13 protein-coding genes are annotated in these 13,594 nt (G+C 55.3%); 5 read left to right on the top strand and 8 right to left on the bottom strand.

Annotation, left to right across the window (positions count from 1 at the left end):
* Positions 1-22 precede the first annotated feature (22 nt).
* Positions 23-1,417, bottom strand: coding sequence for an MFS transporter (locus C2U53_RS16100; protein WP_054176090.1), 1,395 nt, complete (start codon positions 1,415-1,417; stop codon positions 23-25).
* A gap of 374 nt (positions 1,418-1,791) precedes the next feature.
* Here C2U53_RS16100 and cueR point away from each other — a divergent pair, with 374 nt between their 5' ends.
* A complete protein-coding gene (gene cueR, locus C2U53_RS16105) occupies positions 1,792-2,202 on the top strand; it encodes a Cu(I)-responsive transcriptional regulator (RefSeq protein WP_044258912.1) in 411 nt (136 codons plus the stop codon).
* Here cueR and C2U53_RS16110 read toward each other — a convergent pair.
* From C2U53_RS16110 to C2U53_RS16125, 4 genes are read right to left on the bottom strand one after another with little or no spacing between them, the layout of a single operon-like run.
* Positions 2,199-2,915 carry a DUF3142 domain-containing protein gene (locus C2U53_RS16110; RefSeq protein WP_044265281.1) on the bottom strand — a complete coding sequence of 239 codons (717 nt, stop codon included), beginning with the start codon at positions 2,913-2,915 and terminating at the stop codon, positions 2,199-2,201. The two genes, cueR and C2U53_RS16110, sit on opposite strands and share 4 nt — an antisense overlap.
* Positions 2,885-5,032, bottom strand: a complete 2,148-nt coding sequence (locus C2U53_RS16115; RefSeq protein WP_104446109.1) for a hypothetical protein — start codon at positions 5,030-5,032, stop codon at positions 2,885-2,887. Before C2U53_RS16115 ends, C2U53_RS16110 begins: the two co-directional genes overlap by 31 nt.
* A 22-nt stretch (positions 5,033-5,054) precedes the next feature.
* Positions 5,055-5,513 (bottom strand): NfeD family protein, encoded by a 459-nt coding sequence (locus tag C2U53_RS16120; RefSeq protein WP_104446110.1) that lies wholly within the window; start codon positions 5,511-5,513, stop codon positions 5,055-5,057.
* Entirely contained in the window at positions 5,513-6,427 is a 915-nt protein-coding gene (locus C2U53_RS16125; RefSeq protein ID WP_043001529.1) for an SPFH domain-containing protein, read from the bottom strand. The genes C2U53_RS16120 and C2U53_RS16125 overlap by 1 nt, the downstream gene beginning before the upstream one ends.
* Before the next feature lie 145 nt (positions 6,428-6,572).
* On the opposite strand from C2U53_RS16125, the gene fetA reads away from it, so the two are divergent.
* Together fetA and fetB are read left to right on the top strand one after the other, a co-directional pair.
* Complete coding sequence (gene fetA / locus C2U53_RS16130; protein ID WP_043001528.1) at positions 6,573-7,244, top strand: iron ABC transporter ATP-binding protein FetA; 672 nt, start codon at positions 6,573-6,575, stop codon at positions 7,242-7,244.
* Positions 7,237-8,016, top strand: coding sequence for an iron export ABC transporter permease subunit FetB (gene fetB / locus C2U53_RS16135; protein ID WP_043001527.1), 780 nt, complete (start codon positions 7,237-7,239; stop codon positions 8,014-8,016). The genes fetA and fetB overlap by 8 nt, the downstream gene beginning before the upstream one ends.
* Before the next feature lie 50 nt (positions 8,017-8,066).
* On the opposite strand, the gene C2U53_RS16140 is transcribed toward fetB, so the two are convergent.
* Genes C2U53_RS16140 through tesA form a run of 3 tightly spaced genes read right to left on the bottom strand, consistent with a single transcriptional unit; the run spans position 8,067 to position 10,406 of the window.
* The gene (locus tag C2U53_RS16140; protein WP_043001526.1) at positions 8,067-8,921 is read right to left on the bottom strand and encodes a co-chaperone YbbN; all 855 of its coding nucleotides are present in this window, start codon (positions 8,919-8,921) and stop codon (positions 8,067-8,069) included.
* 59 nt (positions 8,922-8,980) lie between these two features.
* Complete coding sequence (gene ybbO / locus C2U53_RS16145; RefSeq protein ID WP_043001525.1) at positions 8,981-9,751, bottom strand: NADP(+)-dependent aldehyde reductase; 771 nt, start codon at positions 9,749-9,751, stop codon at positions 8,981-8,983.
* Between the two features lie 28 nt (positions 9,752-9,779).
* Positions 9,780-10,406, bottom strand: coding sequence for a multifunctional acyl-CoA thioesterase I/protease I/lysophospholipase L1 (gene tesA, locus C2U53_RS16150; protein WP_125339513.1), 627 nt, complete (start codon positions 10,404-10,406; stop codon positions 9,780-9,782).
* On the opposite strand from tesA, the gene ybbA reads away from it, so the two are divergent.
* Entirely contained in the window at positions 10,374-11,060 is a 687-nt protein-coding gene (gene ybbA / locus C2U53_RS16155) for a putative ABC transporter ATP-binding protein YbbA (RefSeq protein WP_090048930.1), read from the top strand. The two genes, tesA and ybbA, sit on opposite strands and share 33 nt — an antisense overlap.
* The gene (gene ybbP, locus C2U53_RS16160; RefSeq protein WP_104446111.1) at positions 11,057-13,471 is read left to right on the top strand and encodes a putative ABC transporter permease subunit YbbP; all 2,415 of its coding nucleotides are present in this window, start codon (positions 11,057-11,059) and stop codon (positions 13,469-13,471) included. The genes ybbA and ybbP overlap by 4 nt, the downstream gene beginning before the upstream one ends.
* The last annotated feature ends 123 nt before the right edge of the window (positions 13,472-13,594 follow it).

The following is a 13,594-nucleotide window of genomic DNA, read 5'->3' on the forward strand; positions in this document are numbered from 1 at the left end:
GCGCATCTCACGTTCTCTGGCCTCAAATTGCATCCTCGGGTAAGTTAAGATCCCGTCCACGGGTTTCTGGTGCAAAGAACGTGGTTACCAGTCCAATTGTGGCCATCAGAGCGAAATAGAGAGCGATTGGCCACCAGTGCCCATAAAACGAGAGCAATGCCGAGGCGATAAGTGGCGCTGTCCCGCCAGACATAATCGAACCGAGCTCTTTTGCAAATGCCATTTTGGTATAACGATTCTTGACACCGAAAAGCTCAACGCCCCATGCAGCCTGAACACCAAAAATACCCAGTGACGCGATTCCCATCCCGGTAATGATCGTTGGGATGACAATCCATGGCTCACGAGAATCCAGCAGCATGAATGCCGGAAAAGCATACAGGATCAGTAACAAGCAGAACCAACGATAGACGATCCGTCTGCCGAATCGATCGGAAAGCCAGCCCGCCAGAGGAATAATGGCAAATCCCAGAACCGATGCGATAAACACCGCCACGGTCGGCACTGATTTATCCACCATCAGCACTTTAGCGACATAGCCAATGATAAATCCCTGTGCCAGGTAGGAGGGGCCATTCTCGCCAATGCGTAAGCCGACCATGGTCCAGAACGCACGGGTCCGTTTCCAGAAGCTACGTGTATCATGCTGTTGCTGCGCTTTTCCCTCGCGAAGAACTTTTTCTCGCTCGGCCTGCAGGAGGGCCTTTTGACGTTCAAAAACGGGCGTTTCACGCATATGGCGACGAATGAATAGCGCAGCAGCGGCGATAAGAATGCTGCAAAGAAAAGGAATACGCCATCCCCAGCTTAATAAGTCATCTTTGTCCATTTGCAGGACGATGAGCCAAACCAACGAAGCCAGTAATGTTCCGCTGTTTGAGCCCAGCGCGATAATCGAGGAAACCAGCCCACGGCGTTTAACGGGAGCATATTCACCGAGCATCACGGTACCGCCTGAAAGTTCCGCTCCGGCCCCCAGGCCCTGAGAAAATCGAAGGATAACCAGGCATACCGGCGCCCAGACGCCTATCTGGGCGTAGCTGGGGATTAAACCTATTAGCATGGTCGACATGCCCATCAATCCAATCGTGATAACCATGACAATCTTCCGGCCATGTTTATCGCCTATCCAGCCGAACAGAAGCGCACCGATGGGGCGAGCAATAAACCCAACGGAATAGGCGGCAAAGCTGGAAAGTAACGCCATGACAGGTGTCGCTTCCGGAAAAAAGACATCGCCAAAGATAATGCCTGCGGCAAGGCCGTACAGGGCAAAATCGGCATACTCCATCGTGGTGCCTAACCAGCAGGAAAATGTCGCTCGCCAAAATTCGCGGCGTCCTTCGGGGGTTTCCAGCCGCTCCTGAGCGGCTTGTTGGTTATCCGTCAGGGGAACAGAGGATGAATGCGTGTTCATAAGAACTCCTTGAAGTTATCTGTCGACATACGTCGCAGGCTTGTGCTCTTCACGTTCTACTCGCGTAGATATTATATTTTTACCGGAGATTAATAAATCTACCCGCGTAGAATGATCAAGTAAAAGAGTTAAAATTGCGAAAGCGATCACTTATAACAGGCAATTGTTACAGAAAAAGGTACGCCTGCTTCGATGTTCTTCACTGTTTATGAAGTACGAACGTTCGACGGTTCCGGAAATGTGAAAGTGGCAGTGGGAACGCCCGCGACCTGTGAAGTGACAGGAGGTTACTGGCATCTATTGGATGGGTGTGTGGTGTCAGCCACAAGTACGTTATAATGACACCATGCCACAGCTTAAGGTGCGGAGGACGTGTGAATATCAGCGATGTAGCAAAAAAAACCGGTTTAACCAGTAAAGCGATCCGCTTTTATGAAGAAAAAGGGCTGGTCACGCCGCCGCTGCGTGGTGAAAACGGTTATCGCACCTACGGGCAACAGCATCTCAATGAACTGACGCTGCTGCGCCAGGCGCGCCAGGTCGGATTCAACCTTGAAGAGTGCGGTGAACTGGTGAATCTGTTCAACGATCCGGGGCGTCACAGCGCGGATGTCAAAAAGCGGACGCTGGAGAAAGTGGCTGAAATTGAGCGCCATATCAGCGAATTACAGTCAATGCGCGTACAGTTGCTGGCGCTGGCGGAGTCGTGTCCGGGCGATGACAGCGCGGAATGCCCTATTATTGATAACCTTTCTGGCTGTTGCCACCACAAGGCGCAGGCTTAACGCGCGTCGGGATTAAGCATAAAGACCACCGTGCCGCGATACCACGGGGATGTGCGTAACTGCGCTTCCGCCTGGCTGTCCCGCTTACCGTGCTGTACCAGACCAAGCTTAAAGGGAATTCGCAAGCGGGAGAGGGCGGGCAGGTAGTCCTGATAATTCGTCACCGTGTGCCGTCCCTGATAGCTCTGCACTACCAGTTCATCGATTGGCAGCGCGTTCAGCGTTGCAATGTCACCGGTTTTCGCCCAGTCCAGCAATCCGGTTACCCCAAGAGCAAAATCGGGTGGCAGTTGTTGGCGCAATACCCGCAGAAAGCGGGCGTAGTCGGCGAGTTGATGCGTCGCGGCGTCAAAATCGACCTGTAGCCCTACCACCTGATTTCCCGCCCCCTGCCAGCGCTGCATCAGCCGCACGATGCGTGCCGGAATCGCGTCCGGAACGTCGAGCGTGGTAAAGCGCACGGTAAGCCAGATGGACGGAAACGTCAGGCGGCTGACGGGAAGCCCCAGACGCTGAAACTCCGCGCCCTTTGCCCGCATCAATACTTCCCCCTGATGCAGATAGACCGTTTGGGCGCCTCTCAGTTCATCGCTGGCTTTCACCCCTGACCAGAGCCAGAAAGCGGGATGTTCGCGGGCGATAACCGTCTCATCCGCCTGCGCCTGTCCCGCCAGTAGCGCGATTACCAGTAGTATTTGAGTTTTTGCGCCCACGGACTGCCCGGATACTGGGTTTTCAACTGTGTGAACCAGCCTTTGCGCTGCTGTTTGTCCACCTCTTCTCCGCCACACTCATTCGTGCCGGACGGGGCGTAACACATGATGGCGCGATACAGTGCGTAACTTCTGTCTTCGTGCTCGGCTTTTGGCGAGGTGATGACCTGCTGGTAGTAACTCTGGCGATCATACTGCCCAACCGGACGCTTGCGGTCGATAGCGGTCTCCAGCACGCCATTCCCTGCGCTGTCTTTCCACAAATCGACATGGGTTTGTGACGTGCGGAAGAACTCACCCAGACAGTTCAGCGCATGGGCATCATCGGGATTTTTGCTCAGCGTGCCGACGGTCTCATTGAGGCTGCGGCACACGTAACCGACTTCAGCGGCGTCACCGTTCCAGTCAAACGTGCTCAGATTGACGTCGTCGAATGCTTCGCCGATCACCGGCTGTGTGATGGCGCTGGCGAGTTTGCGGTCCTGCAGCCAGTCGCTAAAGCGGTTTTCTGTGAGATCGCGCACCAGCAGCGTATGCAGCGCGATAGTGCGTTCTTCGTTATTCGGTCCCTGGCTGACCTGCTGACGCAACTGTTCAGGCGTCGCCACGGTTTTCAGTACCCGGGAACGATAACGCAGGTTGGTGACCGCGCTGTCCGGGGCAAAAACCGCCTCCGTATCGCCACTGTACACCAGCGTGGCCGCCAGTTTTGCCTGCACATACTGCTGCTGTTCGTTATCTTGGCTCAGCTTCAGCAATGTCGACCAGAAATCACGCGCTTCTGACCACTGCTTTTGACCCATCAGCGCGTTACCGTAGAGAACCTGTTCGCTGAAAGCGAGGATATCGTGAGCCGGAAGTTGTTTCGCCGGGGTAACCGCCTGAAGAATCGCAGCATTGTTTTCTGTCGCCAGCCACAGGTTGAGTTGCAGATCGCGCCACAGCGGCAGTTTTCCGCTTTTTTCAAAAACCGGTTTGCTGGCATCCAGGTTAGCCTGCGTCAGGGTTGGCTTCTGGTCGCTGTTCAGACGAAGGGCGCGTAGCATCTCGGTATAGCTGACGAGAGGGGCGTCGGCGAACGCCTCCTGTACCGATTTATCGTAAAACTGCCTGCCATAGACATTATCGTATTCAATCACCCGGTTTCGCAGCGTCTGCGCATCGGCGGCCTGCCGGAATGCCTGCTCATACAATCCTGCAAGCGACGCCCAGTCCTGCAAATACCAGTGGATACGACGCAGCATGCCGTGTGCGGAATCGGCATAGCGGCCTTCAGGCCAGCGCTGGAGATAGGTTTGCGCCTCTTTTTGCGCGAGTAAGGCGTCTTCACGGTTTATTCGCGCGATATCAAAATCGCCATATTCGCCGACGCTGTTCTGGCTGCTTTTGTTCAGCGCTGTGCGCATCAGCATATATTGCGCGGTTTCCGCCAGCCACGGGCGATCGCTCTTAAGCAGCGACGTGAAGGCCTGCGCCGCGCTTTCGTATTCACCCGCGTAAAAATGGGCTGCGGCGATCAGATAGGTTTTATACGCCAGGGCAGGTGAGTCCGCCGGGAGCGTAGTGAGAGAGGCCGTGATTTGCTCTGCGCTGGCCCCGGAATAGAGTCCCAGACGTGCCTGCGCCAGCGCCTGCTTTTGTTCTGCTGTCAGCGTAGCATCGCTCAGTAGCGCGGCAAAAAACTGACTGACGCTGTCGGCATTATTGGAGACAAAACGGTTTTCCTGCTCACCGTCGTGGTTAAATTCAACCGCCGCTACCTGCAGCGTTGCCATCTGCTGGGCGAGTGTATTGGGTGCATTCTGCGTTTGTGCAGGCGAGTCCGTGCGGACATCATCGTCATCCCACTGCGGGTGATAAGCAAAATAGAAATCGCGTGAGCGGGTGATATCCGCAGGCATCGACTGAACGGGCACAGCAAACGACTTTGCCTCACTCAGCAGACGCAACAGGTTATCGCGTGAATCATTATCGGGCGTCAGAATAGGGGCGCCTTTTAGCAGACAGCGCGCGTCGCTCCAGGTGCAGTCTGCGATATCAAACGAGGCGAATGCCTGAGGGGCGGCGCTCGCCAGTAATGCACAAAAGCTAAATGCCAGAGGCGTCTTCCTGACCATCATGCGATTCCTGTCATCGGTTTTATCGGGTAAGGGGTCTGATATAGAGCGTGATGCCTTCAACGGCAATCACTTCAACGTGCGTGCCGGCGGGCAGATCTTCGCTGGCGTTGACCGGCCATGAACTGTCGCCAACACGCATGTGTCCACGACCATTGACCAGAGACGACTCCAGGACAAACCGACGGCCGACCAGTTGCTGGCCGCGCTGGTTGAGCTGACTGTCTGCCGGTTTTTGTTCACGAACGCGTTTCGCCATCCACTTCCACCAGAACCAGGCGGCAAGCAGCGTTAAGACGGCAAAGATAACACCCTGCCATTCCCAGTCGACGGGCAACAGCCAGACCAGAATGCCGGTAATGACCGCCGCGACGCCGCTCCACAACAGATAACCGTTGCCGCCCAACATCTCAGCGGCCAGAAGCAGACCGCCAAGGCTGAGCCAGAAAATATGGGGATGCCCCACAATCATCTCGATCATTATTTATTCCGTTCGCTGGCGCTGTCCTTGATCAGTTCAGTGATCCCGGCAATGGAACCCATCAGGCTGCTGGCATCCAGTGGCATCATCACCACTTTACTGTTACTGGACGAGCCGATTTGCTGTAGCGCTTCGGTATATTTCTGCGCCACAAAGTAATTCACCGCCTGAATATCACCGGAGGCGATCGCTTCAGACACCATTTTGGTCGCGCGAGCTTCCGCTTCAGCGGAACGTTCGCGGGCTTCTGCCTGTAAGAAGGCGGATTGACGTTCCCCTTCAGCTTTCAGGATCTGCGACTGTTTTTCCCCTTCGGCCTTAAGGATTTCTGCCTGGCGCACCCCTTCGGCTTCCAGAATATACGCACGTTTAGTACGTTCCGCTTTCATCTGGGCGTTCATGGAGGAGATCAGTTCAGCCGGTGGGCGGACATCACGAATCTCGATACGCGTGACTTTAATGCCCCAGGGATTGGTGGCCTCATCGACGATATGCAGCAGTCGGGTATTTATGCTGTCACGCTGGGAGAGCATTTCATCAAGCTCCATCGACCCCAGAACGGTACGGATGTTGGTCATAGTGAGGTTGATGATCGCCAGTTCCAGATTGCTGACCTCATAGGCCGCACGCGGCGCGTCAATCACCTGAATAAAGCAGACGGCATCAATGGTGACGTTGGCGTTATCTTTCGAGATCACTTCCTGCGAGGGAATATCCAGCACCTGCTCCATCATATTGATTTTGCGTCCAATCCGGTCCATGAACGGCACAACGATGCTTAAGCCCGGTTGCAGCGTTTTGGTATAGCGGCCAAATCGCTCTACCGTCCACTGATACCCCTGGGGAACAATTTTCACGCCGGCGCCGACGATGACCAGCGCGACAAAAATGAGAATAGGAATAACAATAAGCATTGAAAAACCTCCTGTTGAACTGTCCATGATGTCGAGATTGGCGATGTTACTCTTGAAATTATACCTGATTCATTAAAGAGAGTTCCCCTCCTGTTAATTAGAGGGATACACTATTTTGTGATAAAACGCGAAAACAGGATAGATAATGCGTGAAAATAGCAGGTTGTTGCAGATAAACAATGTGGGTTACCAGGTCGGGACCACCAAAATTCTGAATAACATCAGTTTTGACTTACGTCCTGGTGAATTTAAATTAATCACCGGCCCTTCCGGCTGCGGAAAAAGTACCTTACTGAAGATTATTGCGTCGTTGCTCAGTCCGAATAGCGGTGAGATCCGCTTTGGTGGAGAGGATATCGCTACTCTCAACCCGGAACATTATCGTCAACAGGTTTCGTATTGCGCCCAGACGCCCGCGCTGTTTGGCGATACGGTCTACGATAATCTGATCTTCCCCTGGCAAATCCGTAACCAGCGTCCAGATCCTGGGGCTTTTCTGGCGGACCTGGCCCGCTTTCAACTGCCGGAGTCGATTCTGGCGAAAAATATCAATGCGCTCTCCGGCGGAGAGAAACAGCGCATTTCCCTGATCCGCAATTTACAGTTTTTGCCGCAGGTTTTACTGCTTGATGAAATCACCAGCGCACTGGATGAAAGCAATAAGCGCAATGTGAATGAGATTATTCATCACTATGCTCGCGATAAGCAGATAGGGGTGTTGTGGGTGACTCACGATAAAGACGAAATTAATCATGCGGATGAAATAATCACTCTGATGCCGCATGCCGGAGAAATGCAGGAAGCGCGTAATGAATGAACATAATATTACTAACGAGTCACTGGCATTAGCGATGATGCTGGTGGTGGTGGCGATGCTGATAAGCCATAAAGAGAAACTGGCGCTGGAGAAAGATATTCTCTGGAGCGTCGCTCGCGCCGTGGTTCAACTTATTATCGTCGGCTATGTCCTGAAATATATCTTCGCGGTCAATCATGCTGTCCTGACGTTAGTGATGGTGTTATTCATCTGTTTTAACGCCGCGTATAACGCGCAGAAGCGCAGTAAATATATTGATAAAGCGTTTGTTTCCTCGTTTATTGCCATCACGACGGGGGCAGGGTTAACGCTGGCGGTGCTGGTGCTGTCGGGGTCGATTGAATTTATCCCGATGCAGGTGATCCCCATTTCCGGGATGATCGCTGGTAATGCGATGGTGGCCGTCGGATTGTGCTACAACAATCTCGGTCAGCGTTTCAGCAGCGAACAACAGCAGATTCAGGAAAAACTCAGTCTTGGCGCCACGCCGAAAATGGCGTCTGCGGGCTTGATCCGCGACAGTATTCGCGCCTCGCTGATCCCAACGATCGACTCCGCGAAAACGGTCGGACTGGTGAGTTTGCCGGGGATGATGTCAGGGCTGATCTTTGCCGGTATCGATCCGGTCAAAGCGATTAAATATCAGATTATGGTGACCTTTATGTTGCTCTCAACGGCGAGCCTGTCGACCATCATTGCTTGCTATTTAACCTATCGGAAGTTTTACAACTCGCGCCACCAACTGGTGGTGACGCGTTTGAAGAAATCGTAACCAGCGACTGGCGTAGGCCCGATAAGCGTAGCGCCATCGGGCAACGTAAATCAGTACAACAGCGCGTAGAGCTGACGACGATATTTCGACGCCAGCGCGTCGCCGGTACCCAGCGCGGCAAGAATTTCCTGGAACGTTTTACGTGCCTGACCGTCTGCGGCGGCAAGATCTTTTTTCAGATGACTGAACAGCAGTTCCAGTGCTTCTTCGTTGCGTCCCACCTGATGCAGTTGCAGCGCCAGCTGTGCGGCCAGTCCGGCGTCCTGCGGATTTTCCGCCACCTGTTGTTGCAGTAGCTGAATCTCTGGCGTATCCGCCGCCTGTTTCAACAGTTCAATTTGCGCGACCAGCCCCTGATAACGGGTGTCCTGATCCTGAAGCGGAATGGTTTTCAGCACGGCTTCTGCATCTTCAGAGCGGTTGAGGGCAATCTGCGTTTCCGCCAGTAGCAGGCCGATTTCACTGCTCTGGTTAGATAGCTGCCAGGCGTCTTTCAACAGCGGCAGCGCTTCAATGTAGTTGTCTTCCTGCATCAGCTGCATGGCCTGTTGCGCTTTTAGCTCTTCTTCACGCGGCAGCACTTTGTCGAGCAGGGCGCGAATCACCTCTTCAGGCTGCGGTCCCTGGAAGCCATCAACCGGCTGACCGTTCTGGAACAAATAGACGGTTGGAATAGCGCGCAGACCGAACTGAGAGGCAATCATCTGCTCGGCATCGCAGTCGAGCTTCGCCAGAATGAACTGGCCGTTGTACTGTGCGGCAAGGCTTTCCAGCACCGGCGTCAGTTGCAGGCAGTGCTGGCTGCGTTCAGACCAGAAGTAGAACAGGACCGGCGTGGTCATCGACAGTTCTAAGGTCTGCTGCAGGTTCGCTTCGTTAATGTTGACAATATTCTGTGTGGACATGGAGTCGCTCTCTTGTGTCGATTTCTTTTTTACATGGGGGCTGACGCGTGCGCTTCAACTCATCCGTGCAAAATTTTGTCCATCAGGCGTCCCGGCAGCAGACGTTTGAGCAGCATGACGGCCCAGGTTACCAGCGTGACGGGATAGCGGAGTTTGGGTTTATCGCTGATAAAAGCATGGCGCACTTTGGCGACGACGGCTTCAGGATCGAGCGTAAAACGTGCGGCAATACCGGGGTTTTCCACCGGTTTGTCGTTCTGGGTCTGGTTAACGTTTTCCGTAAAGCGCGTGCGAATAGGGCCGGGTTCAATCAGGCTGACCTTAATTCCGCTGTGACGTAGCTCCATGCGTAACGCATCTGACCAGGCTTCCAGCGCGTATTTACTGGCCGCGTAGGCGCCGCGTCCGGGTGTGGAGATAAGCCCCATCACCGAGGAGGTCATCACGATCCGACCTTCGCCGTGCGGCAGCATGGCCGGTAACAGACGCATCGTGAGCTGATGAGCGCCAAAGAAATTGGCGGAAAATTGCTGCTCCATCTGCGCGCGGCTGATGGTGGGCAGCGGACCGTAGACGCCGTATCCGGCATTGTTAAAGATCCCGTATAAGCAGTTATCGGTCAGGGCGATCACCTCGTCAGCGGCGCGATCCACGCTCTCAGGCGAGTCGAGGTCGATCAATACGCCGGTGAATCCCATATTATTCATGCGCGTGACATCGTCGGGTTTGCGGCAGCCGGCGAGAACCTGAAAACCCTGACGCTTCAGCTCAAGCGCGCTTTCCAGGCCGATACCGCTGGAACATCCTGTTATTAAGACCGATTTTTGCATAACTTTACCTGTCAGGATCTCCGTTGAATTAAGACTCGTGTTTTACTAAAGGACTCAGCTGCTTCGCCATCCAGTCAGCGATAAACGGCTGGGCATCGCGGTTAGGGTGAATACCATCATCCTGCATCCACTGCGGTTTTAGATAGACCTCTTCCATAAAAAAGGGTAACAGAGGAATATCAAATTCTTTGGCGAGCTTTGGATAGAGCGCGCTAAAGGTTTCATTATACCGACGGCCATAGTTTGCGGGCAGGCGAATTTGCATCAGCAACGGCTCGGCGTTCGCCGCCTTCACGTCCTGCACGATGGTACGCAGCGTTTGTTCGGTCTGTTGCGGCGCAAAGCCGCGTAGCCCGTCGTTGCCGCCCAGCTCAACCAGCACCCAGCGCGGTTGATGCTGTTTGAGTAGCGCAGGCAGGCGTGCCAGCGCTTGCTGGGAGGTGTCGCCGCTGATGCTGGCGTTCACCACGGTGGTTTTGCTCTGCCATTTGTCGTTGAGCAGTGCAGGCCAGGCGGCACTGGCGGACATTCGGTACCCGGCGCTCAGGCTGTCGCCGAGGATTAACAACGTGTCAGCCGCAGCGGCCCGACAGGTAAACAGGATCAGGAACAGGAAAGGCAAATGCCAGCGGAAAACATTGTTGAAGTTCATCATCTTAAGAAGTCCGTCGGTCAGGGGGAGCACGAGCTTTCCATCCTTACCGGAGTTGACCTGGTTGTCAAACGCGCCGAGACCATTGCGCTGATTGGCGAGTCGGGTTCAGGGAAATCTACGCTGCTGGCGATCCTCGCCGGACTGGACGATGGCACCGAGGGCGCCGTCAATCTGGTGGGGAAACCGTTGCATCAGATGGATGAAGAGGCCCGGGCTCAACTGCGTGCACAGCATGTCGGTTTTGTCTTTCAGTCATTTATGTTGATTCCCACGCTGAATGCACTGGAAAACGTCGAACTTCCCGCACTACTGCGCGGCGAAAACAGCGGACAAAGTAAAGCGGGAGCGAAAGCCCTGCTGGAACAACTGGGTCTGGGCAAGCGTCTGGACCATCTTCCGGCGCAGCTTTCCGGTGGTGAGCAGCAGCGCGTGGCGTTGGCGCGCGCTTTTAATGGTCGCCCGGACGTCCTATTTGCCGATGAACCAACGGGGAACCTCGACCGGCAGACCGGTGAGAAAATTGCCGATCTGCTCTTTTCGCTTAACCGCGAACACGGCACCACGCTGATTCTGGTGACTCACGATCCGCAACTGGCGGCGCGCTGCAACCGACGACTGCGCCTGGTGAATGGACAGTTGCAGGAGGAGGCATGATCGCACGCTGGTTCTGGCGCGAATGGCGCTCGCCGTCGCTGTTGATTGTCTGGCTGGCGCTGAGTCTGGCGGTGGCCTGCGTGTTGGCGCTGGGCAACATCAGCGACCGGATGGAAAAAGGGTTAAGTCAGCAAAGCCGCGAGTTCATGGCGGGGGACCGGGCACTGCGCAGCTCACGCGAGGTGCCGCAGGCGTGGATTGACGATGCGCGTCAGCGCGGTCTGAAGGTCGGAGAACAACTGACCTTTGCCACCATGACCTTTGCTGGCGATACGCCACAGCTGGCGAACGTCAAAGCGGTCGATGACATCTATCCGATGTACGGCGAGCTGGAAACCAATCCGCCGGGGCTCAAGCCACAGCAGGGAACGGTACTGTTGGCGCCGCGACTGATGGCGTTGCTGAACCTGAAAATCGGCGACACTATTGATGTCGGCGACGCCACGCTGCGCATTGCTGGGGAAGTGGTGCAGGAGCCGGACTCCGGCTTTAACCCCTTCCAGATGGCGCCGCGTCTGTTAATGAATACAGTGGATGTTGCGAAAACCGGTGCCGTGCAGCCCGGCAGTCGCGTCACGTGGCGCTATAAATTTGGTGGCACGCCGCAACAGCTTGACGGCTATGAAAAGTGGCTACTACCGCAGCTGAAGCCGGAACATCGCTGGTACGGACTTGAACAGGACGACGGCGCGCTAGGCAAATCCCTGGAGCGTTCGCAACAATTTCTTCTTCTTTCGGCACTGTTAACACTGCTGCTGGCCGTCGCTGCCGTGGCGGTGGCGATGAATCACTACTGTCGCAGTCGTTATGATCTGGTGGCGATTCTGAAAACGCTCGGTGCGGGCAGGGCACAACTGCGAAAACTGATTGTCGGGCAGTGGCTGATGGTACTGGCGCTTTCCGCCGTGACGGGCGGGGCGATCGGCCTGTTATTCGAAAAGATGCTAATGGTACTGCTTAAACCGGTGCTGCCCGCCGCGCTGCCGCCTGCCAGTTTCTGGCCGTGGATCTGGGCGTTGGGCACCATGACGGTGATCTCGCTGCTGGTCGGTTTGCGTCCCTATCGCTTGTTATTAGCTACCCAGCCGCTGCGCGTCTTGCGTCGTGACGTGGTGGCCAACGTCTGGCCGCTGAAATTCTATTTGCCGATCGTGACCGTGGTGGTGGTGCTGTTACTGGCCGGGTTAATGGGCGGCAGTCCGTTGCTGTGGGCGGTGCTGGCGGGGGCGGTCGTGCTGGCGCTGCTGTGCGGCGTGTTGGGCTGGATGCTGCTGAACGTTCTGCGTGGGATAACGCTGTCGTCGTTGCCGCTGCGCCTCGCGGTCAGTCGCCTGCTACGTCAGCCGTGGTCGACGCTGAGCCAGTTGTCAGCGTTTTCGCTGTCGTTTATGCTACTGGCGCTGCTGCTGGTTTTACGCGGTGATCTGCTGGATCGCTGGCAGCAGCAGCTTCCGCCGGAAAGTCCCAATTATTTTCTGATCAACATTGCCCCGGAGCAGGTGCCGCAGGTGAAGGCATTTCTCTCCGAGCATCAGGTGATCCCGGAAGCGTTCTACCCGATCGTGCGGGCGCGGTTGACGGCGATAAATAACACGCCGACAGAAGGGGGACAAGATGAGTCTCTGAATCGTGAGCTGAATCTGACCTGGCAGGATACCCGTCCGGATCACAACCCCATTACCGCCGGTAACTGGCCGCCAGAAAAAGGCGAGGTATCAATGGAAGAGGGACTGGCAAAACGGCTGAACGTTTCACTCGGCGACAGCGTCACTTTTATGGGTGACACTCAGGCGTTCAGCGCGAAGGTGACCAGTTTGCGCCGGGTCGACTGGGAAAGCCTGCGCCCTAACTTTTTCTTTATCTTCCCGTCCGGCGCGCTGGATGGTCAGCCGCAAAGCTGGCTGACCAGCTTCCGCTGGGAAAACGGCAACGGCATGCTGACGCAACTTAATCGTGAGTTCCCGACGATTAGCCTGTTAGACATCGGCGCGATCCTTAAGCAGGTAGGGCAGGTGCTGGAGCAGGTTAGCCGGGCGCTGGAGGTCATGGTTGTGCTGGTAACCGCCTGCGGCATGCTGTTGCTACTGGCGCAGGTGCAGGTCGGCATGCGCCAGCGCCATCAGGAACTGGTGGTCTGGCGTACGTTAGGCGCGGGCAAAAAACTCCTGCGCACTACGCTGTGGTGTGAATTTGCCATGCTGGGGCTGGTCTCCGGGCTGGTGGCGTCCATCGGCGCGGAAACCGCGCTGGCGGTGCTGCAAACGCAGGTGTTTGACTTCCCGTGGGAACCTGACTGGCGCTTGTGGATTGTCCTGCCTCTTTGCGGCGCGCTTTTACTTTCTCTTTGCGGGGGCTGGCTCGGTGTCCGTCTGCTGAAAGGGAAAGCGTTGTTCCGTCAGTTTACTGTTTAATCCCGCGATAATGACGCGCCGGTTTTTATGCTGGCGCGTACTTTCTTAGTAGCATAAATTGATAACCCCTCGCTGTTTAACGGCACAAATCATTAAAAACCCGCCAACACGTCAGTGTTAATA

Source organism: Citrobacter sp. CFNIH10, from assembly GCF_002934585.1.
Classification (GTDB): Bacteria; Pseudomonadota; Gammaproteobacteria; order Enterobacterales; family Enterobacteriaceae; genus Citrobacter_A; species Citrobacter_A amalonaticus.